A 19,247-nucleotide genomic window follows, 5' to 3' on the forward strand; every position below is an offset into this window, starting at 1 on the left:
CATGCGTCTCGGGCCCCGGGCCGACGCCTGTGTGGGCGTGCGAACGGGCCCGTCGGTGTTCTCCGGCGGGCTGTTCAGTGGTGCTGGCGGCGGGTCGACGCGGGCGCTGGCTGATCGGTCTAGGTGCGGGCGTGGATGCGGGGGCGGAGCTTGTCGGGCTTCGTCCAGGGTGCTGGATCCTCGGGGGTGCGGTCGGGAGGATCGGATCTGCGCAGCTGCGGGGGCGGTGCCTCGGATCGTGGTTGGGCGAGCGTTGTCGCCACGCGGGCCGTGACTCGTGTCGTGACGGTGCTGGTCGTGCTGGATGTGTTGGTGCAGGCCGCGGTGGCGCGGGCCGTCGTTCTCGCTCGGTTGCCGGTGGCGGTGCCGGTGGCGGTGCCGGTGGCCGGTGTGCGCACGGGCGGCGGGGTGACCGGTGTGTGTGCGGGTGTGGGGGTGAGGCCGGCGTCGCGGGTGAGGCGGCGGAGGAAGGTGCGGATCTTCTCGCGCTGGATGCGTGCGTGGTCTTCGAGTCGGCGTTTGTGTCGGGCGCGGTTGGTGGTGGTGAAGGTGAACCCGCGGTGGCCGTCGGGTTCGATGGTGAGGGTGCCGGTGTGGACCCGGGCGTGGCAGCGGGGGCAGAGGCCGATGATGTTGTGGAGGTCGGTGGGGCCGCCGTCGCGGGTCCACCAGGCGACGTGGTGGAACTCCAGGACGGTGTGCGAGCAGCCCGGGTTGGCGCAGCGGCCGTGTTGGCGGGCGCGGACGGCGCGGCGTTGTTTCTTGGTGGCGAGGCGTTGGGTGCGTCCGACGTTGAGGACGTCGGCGATCGGGGTGGGGCCGGTGGTGGTGCCGTTCAGCAGCAGGGCGGTGCGGTCGGCGTCGCAGCTGAGGTAGCCGTACAGGTCGGTGCCGATGGTGCCCCAGCCGTCGAGGCGGGGCGGGCCGGCGCCGATCTGTCCGGCGAGCCATTCGGCTTCGACGTGGAGGTGGAGCTGGGGGCGGATGCCGTGGTCGGTGGGCAGGCCGTGGGTGAGCGCGGTGTCGATCAGGTCGGTGAGGGTGTCGAGGCGGCGTTGGGCGGGGGTGCGGGTGTCGTCGGCGTCGCGTGGTGCGGCGGTGGTCTTGAGGAGCTCGGCGAGGCGCATCCCGCCGGCGATGTCGAGGAACCCGGTGAGGTGGAACCCCTCGGTGGTGCGGGACAGGGTGAGGTCGTGGCGGTCCATGCCTCGGGCGTAGGCGTCGTCGAGCTCGTCGGTGTGGGTGATGCCGTGCAGCTCGGTGATCGCGGCCTTGAGCTCCTCGGGGCTGTTGGTGCTGGCGAGCTCGACCATCGGGGCGGCGGCCAGGCTCATCAGGTCGGTGCCGAGCTTGGTGAGGCCGGTGGTGAACTTCTCGACGTGCTCGATGCGGATCCGGCCGTTGCGGGAGGCAGTGGCGACGTCGGGGAGCAGGCGCAGGGTGCGCCCGGCGGCGGCGCGGGCGCGGGCGCGGGCGGGGGACAGGCGGAGGTGTTCGGTGGCCCAGCCGGCGACCGAGGAGGAGCCTTCGGTGTCGTGGGCGCGGGTCTCGCGCATCTGGTCGAGGCCGGCGGCCTCGAGGCCTTCGAGCTTGTCGGTGGCGGCGCGGGTGCGTCGGAGCAGGTCGCACAGCTGGGGGTCGGTGGCGAGCCCGATCGGTTGGTCCTGGAGGCGGGCCACGGCCGCTTCCAGGTCTCCGATCGCGCTGCTATCGAACATGTGTACGACTATACGAAGTGCTGCTGACAGTTTCTGCGCGGGCAGGGGTGGGGTCTCGATCGTCGCTTCGCTCCGCCTCGACCACCGGGCAGGGGTCGCTTCGCTCCGCTTCGACCGCCGGGCAGGGGTCGCTTCGCTCCGCCTCGACCAACGGGCAGGGGCCGCTTGGCTCCGCCTCGACCAACGGGCCAGGGCCGCCTCGACCACCGGGCAGGGGCCGCTTCGCTCCGCCTCGACCAGCGGCCGAGCGCGACCCCGCGCGGGGCGACTCGTCAGTCCTGCTCGTAGATGTCCGGGATCCCGCTCTCGTCGAGGTCCTCGGTCTCCTGCACGTGGATCCGGCGGTACACCCGGTTGCGCGCCCGCAGCACGATGGCCGCCAGGATCGCGGCGAGGAGCGAGCCTTCGAGGACACCGATCTTCACGTAGTCGTCGTGCTCGGTGGCGTTGCCGAACGCCAGCTCGCCGATCAGCAGCGAGACGGTGAATCCGATGCCGGCGAGCAGTGCGACGCCGATGACGTCGACCCACGCGAGGCTCGGATCGAGATTGGCGTGGGTGAACTTCGCCATCAGCCAGGTCGCACCGAAGACGCCCAGCATCTTGCCGACCACGAGGCCGAGGAGGATCCCGTAGGTGATGGTGGAGCGGTTGGCCTCGGCCAGCCCGCTGAGCCCGCCCACGTCGACGCCGGCCGCGAAGAACGCGAAGATCGGCACCGCGACGCCGGCCGAGATGGGGCGCCACTGGTGCTCGAACCACTCCGCGAGCCCTGGCCCGGCCTCGGGACCGCCGGCCTTCTTGCTGCGCAGCACGGGGACGGTGAAGCCGAGCACGACGCCGGCGATCGTCGCGTGGATGCCCGACGCGTGCACGAGGGCCCACGCGACTGCCGCGAGCGGGAGCAGGAGGTACCAGTGCCGCACCCGCCGCTGGACGAGGACCGCGAAGATCGCGATCGGCACGATCGCCGCGAGCAGCCACACGATCTCGAGGTGGTCGGTGTAGAAGAAGGCGATGATGCAGATGGCGAGAAGGTCGTCGACGATCGCGAGCGTGAGCAGGAACGTCCGCAGTGCCGTCGGGAGGAACGACCCGAGCACGGCGAGCACGGCGAGCGCGAACGCGATGTCGGTCGCCGTCGGGATCGCCCAGCCGCGCAGAGCGCCCTCGGTGCTCGACGCGGCGTTGATCGCCACGTAGATCACAGCCGGCATGACCATGCCGCCGACCGCAGCGACGATCGGGATCGCCGCCCGGCGCGGGTCGCGCAGGTCGCCGGCGACGAGCTCGCGCTTGAGCTCGAGCCCGGCGACGAAGAAGAAGATGGCGAGCAGGCCATCGGCGGCCCAGGTGCCGAGCGACAGATGCAGGTGCAGGGACTCGGGACCGATCTCGAAGTCGCGGAGGTCGGCGTACGCGTCGCCCCACGGCGAGTTCGCCCAGATCAGCGCGACGACGGCGGCGCCGATCAGCAGGAAGCCGCCGACGGTCTCCTTGCGGAGCAGGCTCGCGATCCGCGAGGACTCCGGCCAGGTGCCGTGCGAGAGGATCGGTGGGTTGGTCACGGGTCTCCTTCGGGGTCGCCAGGATGGCGCCGACCAGACTTCCCGGCACACCAGGTGCCAAGTTTAACGACGCCGCGGCGGTCCGCCGCTCCACCCCACATCGCGGACCCGCCCCGTACGGCGTGCCGGTCGTGAGGCGTACGTCACGCGCCGCCCTCGCCGGCGAATATTCGTTCGCGTCGCGTTGTCCGCAATGTCTAGCCTTGCTCCTCGTGAAGAACCTTCCGCTGACTGATCCCGGGACGCCAGACATTCGCTCAGCGGCCCGGTATCTGCTGTGGATCCTCCGGTCCCAGGGGTGGGTTCTGGTCCTCGCGATCACGTTCGGCGTGACCTGGATGCTGGCGCAGGCGCTGGTGCCGGCGGTGCTGGGTTCGGCGATCGACGCGGTGGTCGCGGACGGGTTCGACCGCGCGCTGCTCGGCTGGACCGCCCTGCTCGTCGTGCTGGGTCTCGTGCAGGCGTTCGCCGGCATCACGCGGCACCGCCTGGTGGTGCAGATGTGGCTGGACTCCGCGTACCGCACGGTCCAGCTCGTCAGTGCGCACGCGGGCCGCCTCGGCGCGGACCTGCACCGGCGCCTGACCCACGGCGAGGTCGTGTCCGTCGGTGCCACCGACATCGCGAACATCGGCAACGCCGTCGACGTCACCGCCCGGTTCGCGGGCTCGGTCGTCGCCTACCTGGCGGTGGCCGCGATCCTGCTGCGGACCTCGGTCACGCTCGGCCTCGTCGTGCTCATCGGCGTGCCGCTGCTCATGCTCGCGACCGGGCCGCTGCTCGGCCGGCTCCAGCAGCGCAACGCGCAGGCGCGGGCGCTCCAGGGCGAGCTCAACACGCTCGCGAGCGACATCGTCGCGGGGCTGCGGGTGCTGCGGGGGATCGGTGGCGAGGAGATGTTCTCGCGTCGCTACCGCGCCGCATCGCAGGACGTCCGTCGGGCGGGCGTGAGCGTGGCGCGGGTGCAGTCGGTGCTCGACGCGCTCCAGGTGCTGCTGCCGGGCGCGTTCGTGGTGGTCGTCGTGTGGATCGGAGCGAGGTTCGCGGCGGCCGGGCAGATCACGCCGGGCGAGCTGGTCGCGTTCTACGGGTACGCGACGTTCCTCATGCTGCCGCTGCAGACCTTCACCGAGGCCGCGAACAAGGTCATCCGCGGTCACGTCTCGGCGCGCCACGTCGTACGGATCCTCGGGCTGAAGCCCGCGCGGACCGAGCCCGACGCGCCGCTGTCGCCGACCGACGGCGACGTCGTCGACCCGCGGACCGGGTTCGTCGCGGCCCGCGGTCGCGTGACGGCGCTGGTCGCGGACGACCCGACGCTGCCGCAGCAGGTCGCCGACCGGATCGGCGGCTACGTCGCGCCCTCCGTGCCGCTCACCGAGGACCTTCTCACGGCCCCGTACGACGTGGCCGCGACGTACCGCCAGACCCCGACGTACGGCGGGGTGCCGCTCGACGCGATCGCGTACGACGAGCTGCGCCGCCGGATCGTCGTGAGCGACACGGGGGCCGTGCTGTTCTCCGGGTCGCTGCACGACGCGCTCGACGTCGGCGGGCGGCACGACCGGGACGCGCTGCTCGACGCGATGCGGGTCGCGGCCGCGACGGACGTGCTCGACGGCCTGGACGACGGGCTCGACTCCGAGCTGACCGAGCGGGGCCGCTCGCTGTCCGGTGGGCAGCGCCAGCGCGTCGTGCTCGCCCGGGCCCTGCTGAGCGAGGCCGACGTGCTCGTGCTCGTCGAGCCGACCTCGGCGGTCGACGCGCACACGGAGGCGCGGATCGCCGCGAACCTGAGCCACGAGCGGGCCGGGCGGACGACCGTCGTCCTGACCACGAGCCCGCTCCTGCTCGAGACCGCCGACGAGGTCGCGTTCCTGTCCGGTGGACGGGTGCGGGCGACCGGGTCGCACCGCGAGCTGATGGAGACCGTTGCCGGCTACCGGATGGTGGTCGCCCGCCAGGAGGAGGATGCCGATGTCGTTGCGTGAGACGCTGCCGGTCGCGTCCTCGGCCACCCTGCGCCGCTACGTGCGGACGATCGCGGGCGACCACCGCGCCGACCTGGTCGGGATCGTGCTGCTGCACGCGACCGCCGCCGGCGCGGGCCTGGTGGTGCCGTGGCTGATCGGTGAGCTCGTGCAGAGCGCGACGGAGACCGGGTCGATCTCCTCGATCGACCGGATCACGCTCGTCGTCGCGGGCTGCCTGCTCGCGCAGACGGTGCTGACGCGGTTCGCGCGGCTGCGCTCGGCGACGTTCGGGGAGAGCGTGCTGGCGCGGCTGCGGGAGGACTTCGTCGACGAGTCGCTGCGGCTGCCGATCGGCGCGGTCGAGCAGGCCGGCACCGGTGACCTGCTGACCCGCACGTCGCGCGACGTCGACACGCTCGGCTGGTCGGTCCGCTACGCGCTGCCGGAGACGCTGGTCGCGCTGGTGACCGCCGTGTGCACGATCGTGGCGGCGCTGCTCGTCGGCGGCTGGGTCGGGTTGGCGCTCGTTGCCGCGGTGCCGATCCTGGCGATCGCGACCCGGTGGTACCTGGCGCGCGCGAAGGACGGCTACCTGCGCGAGCACGCCTCGTACTCCCGGATCAACACCACCCTCGCCGAGACCGTCGAGGGCGCTCGCACGGTGGAGTCGCTCGACCTGCACGACGAGCGTCGGCGCCGCCTCGACGACGACATCGCCGAGTCGTACGCCGCGGAGTCGTACACCCGGCGGCTGCGGACGGTGTTCTTCCCGTCGGTCGAGATCGGCTACCTGGTCCCGGTGGTCGGCACGCTGCTGATCGGGTCCTGGCTGTACGCGCAGGGCACGATCTCGCTGGCCGAGCTGACGGCGGCGCTGCTGTACGTGCGGTTCCTGATCGACCCGGTCGACCGGTTGCTGAACTGGATGGACACCCTCCAGGTCGGCGTCACCTCGCTCACCCGTCTGCTGGGTGTCGGTGAGGTGCCGGACGACCGCCCGGTCGACGGGCGGACGCTGGGCGACGACACGCGCGTACGGCTGGACGCGGTGCGGTTCGAGTACCGTGCCGGTCGCGAGGTGCTGCACGGGGTCGACCTCGACGTCGCGCCGGGGGAGCGGCTCGCCGTGGTCGGGCCGTCGGGTGCGGGCAAGTCGACGATCGGGCGGCTCGTGGCCGGGATCTCGGGGCCGAGCGCCGGCTCGGTGACGGTCGGCGGCGTACCGACCACCGAGGTCGACCTGGCCGAGCTGCGCAAGCACGTGGTGCTGCTGACGCAGGAGTACCACGTGTTCGTCGGGACGCTGCGCGACAACCTGCTGCTCGCACTCGACGGTACGGACGCCGGCGACGCGGTCCTGCGGCACGCGCTCGACGCCGTGGACGCGCTCGACTGGGTCGACCGGCTCGAGCACGGTCTGGACACGGTGGTCGGGTCGGGCGGTCACGCGCTGACGGATGCGCAGGCGCAGCAGGTCGCGCTGGCGCGAGTCGTGCTGGCCGATCCGCACACGCTCGTGCTCGACGAGGCGACGTCGCTGATCGACCCACGGGCCGCGCGGCACCTCGAGCGTTCGCTGGGTGCGGTGCTGGAGGGGCGGACCGTGATCGCGATCGCGCACCGGCTCTCGACCGCGCACGACGCGGATCGGGTGGCGGTGGTCGAGGACGGCCGGATCAGCGAGCTCGGGTCCCACCACGAGCTCGTCGAGCGCGACGGGCCGTACGCCGCGCTCTGGCGGTCCTGGCACAGCTGACGCGCGTCTGCGGTGACCGGCCGTGACACGCCCCGCGTGCGCCCGTCGCCCGCCGTGCGTCCGCGCCTCCTAGCATGGAACGCGACGCCGACCAGGAGACGACGATGTCGAGACGGGCCGAAGGCCCCGCCGTGGTGGCCCATCGCGGGGCCAGCGGGTACCTCCCGGAGATGACCCTGGAAGCGTTCGACCTGGCGATCCGGCAGGGCGCGGACCTGGTCGAGACCGACGTGGCAGTCACCGGTGACGGCGAGCTCGTGCTGCGGCACGACCCCGAGCTGAGCGCGACCACCGACATCTCCGAGCGGCCCGACCTCGCCGCCCGACGCCGTACGCGCGTAGTCGACGGTGTCGAGGCCGAGGGGTGGTTCTGCGAGGACCTGTCGCTGGACGAGGTCCGGACGCTGCGGGCGCGGGAGCGGTTCCCGGAGCTGCGGCGGCGCAGCGCGCGGCTCGACGGTTCGTTCCTCGTGCCGACTCTGCGCGAGTTGATCGCGCTGGTCCACGGCCACAACGCCGACCGCGCGGTGCGGGGACGGCGGCCGGTCGGGATCTGCGTCGAGATCAAGCACCCCTCGTACTGGCGTCAGCAGGGCCTCGCCGTCGAGGAGCCGCTGCTCGAGCTGCTCCGCGAGACCGGGATGGACGGGCCGCTCACGTGGGTCGAGGCGAACGAGCTCGCCACACTGGAGCGCCTCGCCGGTGCCTCCGACGTGCGGCTGATCCAGGCGATCATGAGCGAGGACCGGCCGTACGATCTGGAGGTCGCCGGCGACACCCGGACGTACGCGGACCTGCTGAAGCCCGAGGGCCTCGCGTGGTCGGCGCGGCACGTGCAGGCGCTCGGCGTGGCCAAGGAGTACGTGCTGGCGCGCGGGCCGGATGCGTCGACGCTCGGACCGACGACCCTGGTCGACGAGGCGCACGCGGCGGGGCTCGAGGTGATGGTGTGGACGTTGCGGCGGGAGAACGAGTTCCTCCCGCGCGAGCTGCGGCGGCGGTTCGGTCCGGGGACCCGCGGCCGGATCGCAGCGGAGATGCGGGCCTTCTGCGAAGCCGGGGTGGACGGTGTGTTCACCGACCACCCCGACCTCGTGGTCCGAGCCCGCAACCGGTGGCTGCGGGCCCAGGCCCTGCGTCCGCAGACGCTACGCGCTCGGGGGCGGTGACGTCTGGTCGGTGACCCCGGACCAAGCCGTGGCAGGCGGGTCGTTCGGCATCAGCAGCCACGCGACCAGGTAGATGACGATCATCGACCCGAACCCGATCACGGTGAGCACCACCGTCACCAGCCGGACCACGGTCGGGTCGACGCCGGCGTAGCGGGCGACGCCGCTGCACACACCTCCGATCCAACGGTCGTCTCGCGGTCGGGTCAGCTGCTTGTCGCGGCTCATCGTGCGTCTCCTTCGTCGTCGCGTCGGGTCAGGTCGTCGAGGTGCAGGGTGTCGTCGCGTGCGTCCGCGGGCGGGTCGTACGGCGGTGCGTCCATGGCGTCGTCCGCGGGCAGGTCGCCCGGTTCGTACGCCGCGTCGTCTGCGGGCAGGTCGCCCGGTTCGTACGCCGCGTCGTCCGCGGGCAGGTCGTACGCCGCGTCGCTGTCGGTCACCTCCGGGGTCGGTGCGTCGACGGCGGCGTCGTACGGTGCCTCCACCACCGGGGCAGGCCCGGCGGCGACGGCTGAGCGGCGTGCGCGGCGGCCGGCGGCGAGCGAGGCGATCAGCCCGACCGTACCGGCGACCAGCAGCACCGCCGGACCAGCAGCGGCCACGGGCACCGGGTCCGCGCCGGCGATCCACAGGCCCCACACGGTCAGGATCGCGACCAGGACGACGAGGGCCGTCAGGGCGACGGGGTCGAGAGGGTGGCGCTTCACGGCTGGATCACCTCCACGGATCCGAGAGTCAGACTGAGGTCGAGGGTCAGATCGGGCGCATCGGTCGTCCCCGTGGTCCTGTGCACCTCGAGGTCGGGTCCGCCGGTCTCGGTCCCGAGGACCGCGGCGTGTCCGAGGCGGACGTCGGCGTTCGCGTCGACGTCGAGGTCGTCGGGCAGCAGGATCCGGATGTGGCCGATCCCCTGGTCGACCTCGAGCGTGCGCCCGTCGAGCGACTCCAGGTCGGCGATGTCGCGCAGGTCCAGCACGGTTTCGCCGATGCCGAGCTCGTAGCGGTCGTCGAGCTGGGACGCCACCACCGGTGCCTCCCGGACCGAGCCGGCGTCGAACGTCGGTACGGCCGCCGTCGCGCCGAGCACGCCGACCGCGAGGATCGCGGGCAGGATCAACGGGCGGGCGTTGCCGTACACCGTGCCGACCAGCATCCCCAGCGCGATCACGCCGGTGACGATCGCCGGCAGGACCGAGGGTTCGAAGCCGTCGTTCGCGCTCCAGCCGATGGCCGCCACGCCGCACGCGATCGCGGCGAGGGAGAGCGTGGCCAGGGTCAGGGTGCCGGAGTCGTGCCGCGGGTTGCGCGGCTTCGGCGGCGGAGGAGTCGGGGGCACGGACGGTGTGGGCGGTACGGGCGGGGCTGGGGGTCCCGGCGGCACCGGCGCGTCCGTCCCGGACGGGCCGGCCGGCGTCGTGACCGACGCAGCCTGGGCGGTGCCGTACGACGCGGCGCCGGTCGCCGAGCCGGTCGCCGAGTCGTACGGCGGCCCGTACGGCGGGGTCACGGCCCGCTCCCCGTACGGCGGGGCCGCTGCGGGACCGTACGCACCGCCCGCGCCGTACGGCGGGGTGCCCGGTGCGGGCGGCTGCGTGGGCGTCTGCGACGAGCGCGAGCCGGCGCTGCGGATCACGATCCAGACCAGGACGAGGACCGCGACGAGCCAGAGCCAGTCGAACGACCAGCCCCAGCCGGGACCCCAGGTCCAGCTCAGCGCGATCACCGCTGCGACGCCGAGGCCGACGAGGCGGACCTGTGGCTCGGAGTCGCCGAGGTTGAACCACCGCTTCGCCAGCGACTCACCGGTCCGCTCGTCGGGGAGCAGGACCCACGCCGCGCCGTACGCGATCGCGCCGCCGATCCCGAGCACGGTGAGGACCGCGAACAGGATCCTCGGGATCACCGGGTCGATGCCCAGCCAGCGGCCGATGCCCTGGGAGACGCCGGCCACCATGCGCGGGTCCGAGCGGTGCAGGCGTGTGACCGAGCCGATCGCGCCATCGATCTGGGCCGAGCCCGCCGGAGGGGTCTGGTCGGTACGACCGTCGGAGGACGGCTGTGTGCCGTCGGCGGGGCCGTCGGTCGACCCGCCGGACGCGGGTGTCCCGGACTCGGGTGTCGGAGGGCCGCCGGGGGCAGCCGAGCTGTCGTTCATGCTTCCATCGTGGCCGCGCAGGGCGGCCCGGACCATGGGGGACAACCCTGAACGCCACCGGAGCCCGGGGGCCGGGGTTCGGGGTCACGACCGGCGGTTCCCTGCTGTTCCCGCGCGCGCGGACGTGTGACGATCGACGACGTGACTGCGACTCCCGCTCCTGGCCCGGCGCCGACGACGGCGCCGTCGGCGACGCCGAAGCTCGTCCGCTCCCCGCAGCCCCGGGTCCTCGGCGGCGTCGCGCAGGGTCTCGCGGACCACCTCGGCGTCCCGGTGCTGTGGGTGCGGCTCGTGTTCGTGATCACGACACTCTTCCAGCTCGCGGGTGTGCTCGCGTACCTCGGGTTCTGGATCTTCGTCCCCCTCGGCGACCGCGCCGAGGCGCCGGGACTCGAGTCAGCCCGCCGCCGCGGGCTGCGTACGGAGTCCGACGGCCGCTCGCCGAGCAGCCGCGACACCCTCCAGACCGTCGCGCTCGTGGTGATCGGACTGGGCGTGGCGTGGTTCGTGTGGGCGGGCAGCGGCGCGCTCGCCGGGGTCCTGCTGCCGCTGATGCTCGGGATCGCCGGGGTCGCGCTGATCTGGCGGCAGGCCGACGACCGCTCCCTGCAGCGCTGGGTCAGCACGACGTCCGGCTGGAGCGCGATGGCCCGGATCGTCGCGGGCGGGCTGCTCGTGCTCGTCGGGTACGGGGTGCTGGTCGCGCAGCTCGGCGGCCTCTCGTCGGCGACGCAGCTGCTGGCCGCGTTCGTGCTCGCCCTGCTCGGCGCCGCGCTGATCCTCGGCCCGTGGATCGTCCGGCTCGTCAGCGACCTCGACTCCGAGCGGCGCGAGCGGGTCCGTTCCCAGGAGCGCGCCGACGTCGCCGCACACCTGCACGATTCCGTGCTCCAGACGCTCGCCCTGCTCCAGAAGAACGCGAGCGACCCGTCCCTCGTCGCCACCCTCGCCCGGCGCCAGGAGCGCGAGCTGCGGGACTGGCTGTACGGGGAGCCGCCGCCCGCCGAGGCGAGCCTGCGCAGCGCGCTGGGTGCGGACGCGGCCGACGTCGAGGCGACGTACCGCGTGCCGATCGAGGTCGTCGGCGTCGGCGACGTCGAGTCGTCACCGGACGTGGAAGCGTTGCGCGCGGCCGCGCGCGAGGCGATGACGAATGCCGCGAAGCACTCCGGCGCCGACCGGATCGACGTGTACGTGGAGGTCGGTGGCGCGGAGGCGGAGGTGTTCGTACGCGACCGCGGTCGCGGGTTCGACCCGGAGGCGATCCCCGAGGACCGGCTCGGGATCCGCCGCTCGCTGGTGGAGCGGATGGAACGCCACGGCGGTCGCGCCGTCGTACGCTCGGGCGTGGGCGAGGGCACCGAGGTGCGGCTCGTGCTGCCGCTGGAGGGCTCTGCGGAGGGGTCTCGATCGTTCGCTCCGCTCACGCCTCGACCAGCGGAAGATGAGGCACCGGTGGTCGAGTCCGAGCGGAGCGAGGATCGAGACCGGATGGACGGGGAGGCACCGGTGGTCGAGTCCGAGCGGAGCGAGGATCGAGACCGGACCGGTGAGGATCGAGACCCGAACGAAGGGGAGGCACGATGACCGCGACGGACCTGCTGCGAGTGGTGCTGGTCGACGACCACGCGATGTTCCGGACCGGCGTGCGCGCCGAGCTCGGCGGCGCGGTCGAGATCGTCGCCGAGGCCGGTGACGTCGACGAGGCGGTCGCCGCGATCGAGCGGCACCGCCCCGACGTCGTGCTGCTCGACGTGCACCTCCCCGGCGGCGGGGGCGCCGAAGTGATCCGCCGGGTCGGGACGCGCGTGCCGGAGACGAAGTTCCTCGCGCTCTCGGTCAGCGACGCCGCCGAGGACGTGATCGGGGTGATCCGGGGCGGCGCCCGCGGGTACGTCACGAAGAACATCACCGGCGCCGAGCTGGTCGACGCGATCCGCCGGGTCTCCGGGGGTGACGCGGTGTTCTCGCCGCGGCTCGCCGGGTTCGTCCTGGACGCGTTCGCGGGGACGATCGAGGTCGCGCAGGTCGACTCCGACCTCGACCGCCTGACCGAGCGGGAGCGGGAGGTGATGCGGCTGATCGCGCGCGGGTACGCGTACAAGGAGGTCGCGAAGGAGCTCTTCATCTCCGTCAAGACCGTCGAGACGCACGTGTCGAGCGTGCTGCGCAAGCTCCAGCTGTCCAGCCGGCACGAGCTCACGCGCTGGGCGAGCGACCGCCGGCTGATCTGACGTCGGCGCCGTCTGCCCGTCACGTTCGCACCTCGCGCCCCACCTCGTACGCAGCGACTGCCCGCGACCGGCGGTAGGTCCGCGTCCACGCCGGATCGCGTCGACGACTCGCGCCCCCGCCACAGACGACTCGCGCCCCCGCCACAGACGACTCGCGACCCCGCCACAGACGACTCGCGGTCAGACGGTGACGCGGTCCTCCTCGGCCCGCTTCGCCGCCTCGCGCTTCGCCCGGCGCAGCGCCTTGGACTCCGGCGAGTTGCCGACGAGGTACGGGTCGTCGGGCTTGCGGCCCATCACCGAGAGCTGGTGCACGACGCTGCCGAGCTGCTTGGAGAGCCGGCCCGTGTTGTACGTCAGGCCGTACTTCTCGACCAGCCGGTGCACGTCCTTCGCGACCTCCGGGTAGCGGCGCGCCGGGATGTCGGGGAAGAGGTGGTGCTCGATCTGGTAGCTCAGGTTGCCGGTCATCACGTGGAAGAGCGGGCGGCCGGTGATGTTGGCGGAGCCGAGGAGCTGACGGAAGTACCACTGGCCGCGCGACTCGTTCTGCGCCTCTTCCTCGGTGAACGTCTCGACGTCGGCGGGGAAGTGGCCGCAGAAGATCACGAGGAACGTCCAGATGTTGCGGATGACGTTCGCGACGAGGTTGCCGCCGAGGACCGCGAGCGGGACCCACCAGGCCGTGAACGGGACCAGCGGGAGCGCCAGCGCCGGGAAGAGCACGTAGTCCTTGAGCATCTGCCGGCGGACCTTCTGCAGCGCGCGCTTCTTGCGGGCGGTGAACTCGGCCTTGCTCATCCGGCCGCCGAGGTACTCGTCGAGCTCGACCCCGTGGTACATCACGCCCCACTCGAAGAACAGCATGAGGAGGAACGCCAGCGGCAGGTTGAAGCGGTGGCTCGGGTACCACGGCTGCTCGGCGTCGACCCGGAACAGGTTGTAGCCGATGTCGCGATCCATCCCGTGGATGTTCGTGTACGTGTGGTGGATGTAGTTGTGCCCGTGCTTCCAGTCCTCGGCGGGCGCGACGTTGTCCCACTCGTAGCGGCGCCCGTCGACCAGCGGGTCGTTCATCCAGTCGTACTGGCCGTGCATCACGTTGTGCCCGATCTCCATGTTCTCGAGGATCTTGGAGATCCCGAGCAGGACGATCCCGGCGACGAAGACCGGCAGCACGAACGGGAAGAACATCGCGATCCGCCCGACGACGTCGAGCGCGCGCTGGACCTTGATGACGCGGCGGATGTAGTCGGCGTCGGCCTGGCCGAGGTCGTCGAGGACCCGCTGGCGGACGTCGTCGAGCTCGCGGCCGAACTCGTCGAGCTGCTCGGCGGTCATCCGGTCGAGCCCGACGGTCGCGGTCTGGCCGGCGTCGCCGACGAGGGGGAGCGGGGCACGGTTGTGGTCCGAGGCGTCGTACGCCTCGACCGTGGTGCGACGGCGGTGGTGGTGGGACATCGGGACCTCCAGGAGGGCTGGACGTACGGGAGGGAGCGTGGGCGGTCAGAGGGCGACGTCGACGTCGCCGACGGGGACCTGGACGCAGATCTTGACGGTCTCGTCGGTGTCGGCACTGATCTCGCCGGTGATGACGTGCCGGACGGCGCCGTGGTTCTTCTTCACGGCGCAGGTGTTGCAGACGCCCATCCGGCATCCGTACGCCGGGCTGAGGCCGGCGGCCTCGGCCTGCTCGAGGACGGTGGCGCCGGTGTTGTCGGCGGCGGTGCCGGAGTCGGCGAACGTCAGCGTGCCGGTCGCGTCCGCGGCGTCGAGGTCGACGGCCGGCACCTTGAAGTACTCCGCCCGGAGCCGGTCGGCGGCACCGAGCGCGTCGTACGTCTCGCGCACCGACGCGATCAGGCCGGCCGGCCCGCAGACGTACGTGAGCGTGCGGTTGGGGTCGACACCGAGCCGCCGCAGGTGGTCGAGGTCGAAACGGCCGGTCAGCTCGGCGCCGGGCTCCGGCTCGCGGGTGTAGACGCGGACGATCCGTACGCCGGCGTCGGCGAGCTCGTCCAGCCCCGCCAGCTCGTCCAGCTCGTCGCTGAACAGCTCGTCGGAGCGGGCGCGGGCGTAGTGCAGGAACGTGACGCGGCCACGGTGCCCGGACTCGTGCAGCGTCCGCAGCATCGACATCACGGGCGTGATCCCCGACCCGCCGCTGAGCAGCAGCAGATCGTCGGGTACGACGTCGGGGAGCACGAACTCGCCGTCGGCCTGGGACAGGTGCACGAGCGTGCCCGGGACCAGGCCCTGGTTGAGGAACTGCGACACGTACCCGTCCGGGTGCGCCTTCACCGACACGCTGAACCGGCCGTTGCCGCGGCGCCGGCCGTGCGCCGAACTGGAGACCGAGAACACCCGGACCCGGCGGCGCCCCTCGACCTCCACCCCGAACTCCACGTGCTGGCCGGGACGGAACCCGCGCCACGCGCCGTTCGGCGCGAGGACGACCGTGGTCGCCACGTCGGTCTCGCGCACGACCTCCACGACGCGCGCGCGAACCTGGTGGACGGTGAGCATCGGGTGCACCAGGTCGAGGTAGTCGTCGACCGAGCGCGGGGACGCGAGCGCCGCGACCGGACGCGACGCCAGCGCCTTGCGAGTGATCCCCATGATGGTTCCGAACTTTGAGTGAACGGGTGTGCACAGACAACCTACGCCACCGTAGGTTGATCTCGGAAGGGGGTCCGGCTGTGAAGTCCACCACCGCCGGGGCGTCGTGCCGATGTCGGTGGCAGACGATAGGACGGGACCATGACTTGCGGATTCGTCCCGCCGTACCTTCTCGACCGGATCGCCGCGAGCGCGCAGTCGCTCGACGATCCCGCCCTGCGCACGCGCTGCGCGCGGACGCGCCGCGACGACCTCGCGCTGCGGGCCGCGCGGGCGACGGCCGGGCCCGACACTGCCCTCCCGCAGGACGTCGACGGCACCAAGGCGGTCTACAGCGCCGGTGGCTCGACGATCCTGCCGGGCGCCCTGGCGCGGGGTGACGACGCGCCACCGACCGGTGACGCCGCGGTCGACGAGGCGTACGACGCCACCTCGGTGGTGCACGAGACGTTCGCGGTGGTGTTCGGACGCGACTCGGTCGACGGCCGCGGCAGCCCGGTGACGGTGACCGTGCACTACGGCCAGGACTACGACAACGCGTTCTGGGACGGCTCGCAGCTCGTGTTCGGTGACGGCGACGGGCAGGTGTTCGGCCGCTTCACGGATCCGCCGGACGTGCTGTTCCACGAGTTCACCCACGGCGTCACGCAGTTCAGCGCCGACCTCGTCTACCGCGACCAGCCCGGCGCCCTGAACGAGTCGATGTCCGACGTGTTCGCCGCCGTCACGACCCAGCGCGCGCTCGGCCAGGACGCCGCCGACGCCGACTGGCTGATCGGGCGCGGGCTCTTCCTCCCCGGGATCCAGGCCGAGGCGCTGCGCTCGATGAGGGCGCCCGGCACCGCGTACGACGACCCGCTGCTCGGCTCCGACCCGCAGGTCGCGTCGATGGACGACTACATCGAGACCGACGAGGACAACGGCGGCGTGCACCTCAACTCGGGCATCCCGAACCACGCGTTCTACCGCGCCGCGACCGCGCTCGGCGGGCGGAGCTGGGAGGTCGCCGGTCCGGTCTGGTACGCGGCGCTGACCGGCGGAGCGGTCGGGCGCACGACGGACTTCGCCGGGTTCGCGCAGGCGACGGTGGACGCCGCCGCAGCAGGGTTCGGGGCAGACGTCGCCGGCGTGGTCGCCGATGCGTGGGCCGCCGTCGGAGTCGCTCCGGTGCCCGGTTCGGTGGCGCCGGTCGCGCCCGTCGGCGGGACGGTCACGGTCGTTCGTACGGGCGGGTTCGCGGGGATGCAGCGCGAGGGGGTTGTCGATCTCGAGCGTGACCCCCGTGGACCGGAGGTGGCGAGACTGGTGAGCGGTCTCGAGGGTCTCGATCCCTCGCTCCGCTCGGGCCTCGACCAGGGTGGTGGGGGTGACCGCTCGGGCCTCGACCAGCGTGGTGGGCGTGACCGCTCGGGCCTCGACCAACGGGGTGGGCGTGACCGCTCGCGCCTCGACCAACGGGGTGGGGGTGACCGGTTCGTCTACGCGATCACCCACGCCGGCCGCACCGTACGCGTGGGCGAGGCTGATCTCGACGACGGACTCGCGCGGCTCGTGCGCCTCGTGCTCGGCGACTGACCCGCGGAGCAGGGGGGGTCAGGATCCCGCGAGCACCGCGGCCTGGAACGCCACGATCTCGTCGGCGCATCCCAGCAGGAGGGTGGTGCGTCCGGCGCGGACCTCGCGGGTCATGAGGGCGTCCGCCGCGGCCGCCAGCGCGTAGGTGACGTCGCTGCTGGGCAGCGGGCGGTCGGGGTGGTCGGCGTGGGCGAGCTCGGCGAGCCGGGACAGGCCGCGGGCGCTGAACCCGAGGATCATGTCGCGCTGGTCGAGCAGGCGGTCGCCGGCGCTGAGCAGCTCGACCAGGAAGGCGGTGGCGGACGACGGTGCGCCGGCGAACGCCGTGAGGTAGCCGGTCACGCCGGCGCGGTGCTGCACGCGCCACGACTGGTCGGCGTGCTGTGCGACGTGCTCCGCGATGATGTCGAGCAGCCGGCGGCTCGCGTTCAGGTGGGCGGTCGCGAAGGCGTCCTCCTTGTTGGAGAAGTGCTGGTAGAACGCGGTCCGCGACACACGAGCGCGTGCCGTGACGTGCTGCACGCTGGTCGCGGCGTACCCGCGCTCGGCGGTCTCCTCGACGATCGCGTGCAGGATCCGGCCGCGCTGCGATTCGGCGACCTCCGCCGGCGGGAGCGCCGAGCGGCCACGGGGAAGGGGCGTACGTGGCGGAAGGGTGGCCCACTCGTGGATCCGCGCGGGCTGGAGACCGCTCGCGGGTCTCGGCGGGTCGGACGGATCGGGGTCAGACGGCTCCATCCGGGCAGATTCGCCCGAATAGTTGGACGCCCGCCCTTGTCCCATCGGAACCATACCTGTACTTTTGCATCTCAGAACGCCTTGCGAAAGAGGCGAGCATCGGGTCGGGCCCGTGCATGCGACGACCAACACCCCCCGGGGTCGTCGACGCACGATGCCCGGCCCGATGTGCTTGTCACGGGTCTGCCCGCTCGCAGCCGTCGGCAGGCGTGCCCCGTCGGGGCACACGCAGTGACGGTCGCGACCCGCACGTCGGGGTCGATTCGCACTAGCCTGGGTCGCATGGAGGCTCAGCCGTACGTGATCGTGCTCTTCGGAGCGACCGGCGACCTGGCCCGACGCAAGCTGCTCCCCGGCCTGCTGCACCTCTACCAGGCCGGGCTGCTGCCGCAGGCGCGGATCGTGGGGACCTCGCTCGACGACGTCGACCTCGACAAGTTCCGTACGCTCGCCCGCGACGCCGTCGACGAGTTCAGCGACTCCGACCCGCCGCAGGACCAGTGGGACGCGTTCGCGGAGCTGTTGCGGTGGGCCCCCGGCGACGCCGGACCGGAAGGGCTCGCGACCGCCGTGCACCGGGCCGAGGCCGACCTCGGCGGCGAGCCGCAGGTCCTGCACTACCTCAGCGTCCCCCCGAAGGCTGCGCTGTCGGTCGTCCAGGAGATCGAGGAGGCCGGTCTCGCACCCCGGTCGCGGATCGTGATGGAGAAGCCGTTCGGCACCGACCTCGAGACCGCCCGCACCCTCAACGCCGCGCTGCACGAGGTGTTCCGCGAGGACCAGATCTTCCGGATCGACCATTTCCTGGGCAAGGAGGCCGCCCAGAACATCCTCGCGTTCCGCTTCGCCAACGGTCTGTTCGAGCCGATCTGGAACCGCAACCACATCGAGCACGTCCAGATCGACGTCCCGGAGACGCTGGGCCTCGGCGGGCGGATCGGGTTCTACGAGCAGACCGGCGCGTACCGCGACATGGTCGTCACGCATCTCTTCCAGGTCCTCGGCTTCGTCGCGATGGAGCCACCGACCGCGCTCGCACCGCACGCGATCACCGAGGAGAAGAACAAGGTCTTCCGGTCGATGGAGCCGGTGCAGCCGACCGACGTCGTCCGCGGCCAGTACGCGGGCTACCGCGAGGAGCCCGACGTCGCCGACGACTCCGACACCGAGACGTTCATCGCGCTGCGCTGCTTCATCGACAACTGGCGCTGGGCCGGCGTCCCGTTCTACCTGCGGACCGGCAAGAAGCTCGCCGAGGGTGCCCGGATCATCTCGATCGCCTTCCGCGAGCCGCCGAAGAGCATGTTCCCGGAGGGGTCCGGCGTCGGGTCGCAGGGACCGGACCACCTGACCTTCGACCTCGCCGACCGCGCGCGGCTGTCGTTGTCGTTCTACGGCAAGCGACCCGGGCACGGGATGCGGCTCGACAAGCTGTCGATGCAGTTCGCGTTCCACGAGGCGCCCGGCGCCGAGGGTGCGCTCGAGGCGTACGAGCGGCTGATCTACGACGCGATGCGCGGTGACCACACGCTGTTCACGACCGCGCAGGGCATCGAGCGGCTCTGGGAGATCTCCAGGCCGCTGCTCGCGACGCCACCGCCGGTGCGGATCTACCAGCCCGGCTCCTGGGGCCCGAACGCCATCCACCAGCTGATCGCGCCGAACGCCTGGCGGCTGCCGTTCGAGCGTCCGTGGCGGGAGAGCACGAACCTGCCCTGAGGCCCCGGGTGCCAGGATGGGCA

The 19,247-nt window shown here is 72.4% G+C and carries 15 protein-coding genes; 7 read left to right on the forward strand and 8 right to left on the reverse strand.

Annotated features, from left to right (window positions below; translation table 11 throughout):
* Nucleotides 1–119 precede the first annotated feature (119 nt).
* Nucleotides 120–1,718: an HNH endonuclease gene (locus CLV56_RS21375; RefSeq protein WP_100414938.1), complete on the reverse strand. Its 1,599-nt coding sequence runs from the start codon at nucleotides 1,716–1,718 to the stop codon at nucleotides 120–122.
* Nucleotides 1,719–1,990: 272 nt separating this feature from the next.
* Nucleotides 1,991–3,286, reverse strand: a complete 1,296-nt coding sequence (gene nhaA, locus CLV56_RS13205) for a Na+/H+ antiporter NhaA (protein WP_039364247.1) — start codon at nucleotides 3,284–3,286, stop codon at nucleotides 1,991–1,993.
* Between the two features lie 212 nt (nucleotides 3,287–3,498).
* Between nhaA and CLV56_RS13210 the strand changes: the two genes are divergently transcribed.
* The 3 genes from CLV56_RS13210 (at nucleotide 3,499) to CLV56_RS13220 (ending at nucleotide 8,184) form a co-directional block, all read left to right on the forward strand.
* The gene (locus CLV56_RS13210) at nucleotides 3,499–5,277 is read left to right on the forward strand and encodes an ABC transporter ATP-binding protein (protein WP_039364307.1); all 1,779 of its coding nucleotides are present in this window, start codon (nucleotides 3,499–3,501) and stop codon (nucleotides 5,275–5,277) included.
* Nucleotides 5,264–7,015 carry an ABC transporter ATP-binding protein gene (locus CLV56_RS13215; RefSeq protein ID WP_245857813.1) on the forward strand — a complete coding sequence of 584 codons (1,752 nt, stop codon included), beginning with the start codon at nucleotides 5,264–5,266 and terminating at the stop codon, nucleotides 7,013–7,015. Before CLV56_RS13210 ends, CLV56_RS13215 begins: the two co-directional genes overlap by 14 nt.
* Before the next feature lie 104 nt (nucleotides 7,016–7,119).
* The gene (locus CLV56_RS13220) at nucleotides 7,120–8,184 is read left to right on the forward strand and encodes a glycerophosphodiester phosphodiesterase family protein (RefSeq protein WP_157805160.1); all 1,065 of its coding nucleotides are present in this window, start codon (nucleotides 7,120–7,122) and stop codon (nucleotides 8,182–8,184) included.
* Here the strand turns inward: CLV56_RS13220 and CLV56_RS13225 are convergent.
* From CLV56_RS13225 to CLV56_RS13235, 3 genes are read right to left on the reverse strand one after another with little or no spacing between them, the layout of a single operon-like run.
* Nucleotides 8,164–8,412: a PspC domain-containing protein gene (locus tag CLV56_RS13225; RefSeq protein ID WP_100414941.1), complete on the reverse strand. Its 249-nt coding sequence runs from the start codon at nucleotides 8,410–8,412 to the stop codon at nucleotides 8,164–8,166. The genes CLV56_RS13220 and CLV56_RS13225 overlap by 21 nt on opposite strands.
* Nucleotides 8,409–8,891 (reverse strand): hypothetical protein, encoded by a 483-nt coding sequence (locus CLV56_RS13230; protein WP_039364250.1) that lies wholly within the window; start codon nucleotides 8,889–8,891, stop codon nucleotides 8,409–8,411. The genes CLV56_RS13225 and CLV56_RS13230 overlap by 4 nt, the downstream gene beginning before the upstream one ends.
* Nucleotides 8,888–10,339, reverse strand: a complete 1,452-nt coding sequence (locus CLV56_RS13235) for a PspC domain-containing protein (protein ID WP_039364253.1) — start codon at nucleotides 10,337–10,339, stop codon at nucleotides 8,888–8,890. The genes CLV56_RS13230 and CLV56_RS13235 overlap by 4 nt, the downstream gene beginning before the upstream one ends.
* A 141-nt stretch (nucleotides 10,340–10,480) precedes the next feature.
* On the opposite strand from CLV56_RS13235, the gene CLV56_RS13240 reads away from it, so the two are divergent.
* Nucleotides 10,481–11,926 carry an ATP-binding protein gene (locus tag CLV56_RS13240; RefSeq protein ID WP_211288066.1) on the forward strand — a complete coding sequence of 482 codons (1,446 nt, stop codon included), beginning with the start codon at nucleotides 10,481–10,483 and terminating at the stop codon, nucleotides 11,924–11,926.
* Nucleotides 11,923–12,573, forward strand: a complete 651-nt coding sequence (locus CLV56_RS13245; RefSeq protein ID WP_039364257.1) for a response regulator — start codon at nucleotides 11,923–11,925, stop codon at nucleotides 12,571–12,573. The genes CLV56_RS13240 and CLV56_RS13245 overlap by 4 nt, the downstream gene beginning before the upstream one ends.
* A 180-nt stretch (nucleotides 12,574–12,753) precedes the next feature.
* Here the strand turns inward: CLV56_RS13245 and CLV56_RS13250 are convergent, their stop codons facing one another.
* Both CLV56_RS13250 and CLV56_RS13255 read right to left on the reverse strand, forming a co-directional pair.
* Nucleotides 12,754–14,034: a fatty acid desaturase family protein gene (locus CLV56_RS13250; protein ID WP_100414942.1), complete on the reverse strand. Its 1,281-nt coding sequence runs from the start codon at nucleotides 14,032–14,034 to the stop codon at nucleotides 12,754–12,756.
* A 45-nt stretch (nucleotides 14,035–14,079) separates the two neighbouring features.
* Complete coding sequence (locus CLV56_RS13255) at nucleotides 14,080–15,192, reverse strand: ferredoxin reductase (protein ID WP_039364259.1); 1,113 nt, start codon at nucleotides 15,190–15,192, stop codon at nucleotides 14,080–14,082.
* Nucleotides 15,193–15,333: 141 nt separating this feature from the next.
* Here CLV56_RS13255 and CLV56_RS13260 point away from each other — a divergent pair, with 141 nt between their 5' ends.
* Complete coding sequence (locus CLV56_RS13260; protein ID WP_100414943.1) at nucleotides 15,334–16,767, forward strand: M4 family metallopeptidase; 1,434 nt, start codon at nucleotides 15,334–15,336, stop codon at nucleotides 16,765–16,767.
* A gap of 18 nt (nucleotides 16,768–16,785) precedes the next feature.
* Here CLV56_RS13260 and CLV56_RS13265 read toward each other — a convergent pair whose 3' ends face one another.
* Nucleotides 16,786–17,505, reverse strand: coding sequence for a TetR/AcrR family transcriptional regulator (locus CLV56_RS13265; RefSeq protein ID WP_170224794.1), 720 nt, complete (start codon nucleotides 17,503–17,505; stop codon nucleotides 16,786–16,788).
* Between the two features lie 282 nt (nucleotides 17,506–17,787).
* Here CLV56_RS13265 and zwf point away from each other — a divergent pair, with 282 nt between their 5' ends.
* Nucleotides 17,788–19,224, forward strand: a complete 1,437-nt coding sequence (gene zwf, locus CLV56_RS13270) for a glucose-6-phosphate dehydrogenase (RefSeq protein ID WP_039364262.1) — start codon at nucleotides 17,788–17,790, stop codon at nucleotides 19,222–19,224.
* The last annotated feature ends 23 nt before the right edge of the window (nucleotides 19,225–19,247 follow it).

This window comes from Mumia flava, assembly GCF_002797495.1.
Taxonomy (GTDB): Bacteria; Actinomycetota; Actinomycetes; order Propionibacteriales; family Nocardioidaceae; genus Mumia; species Mumia flava.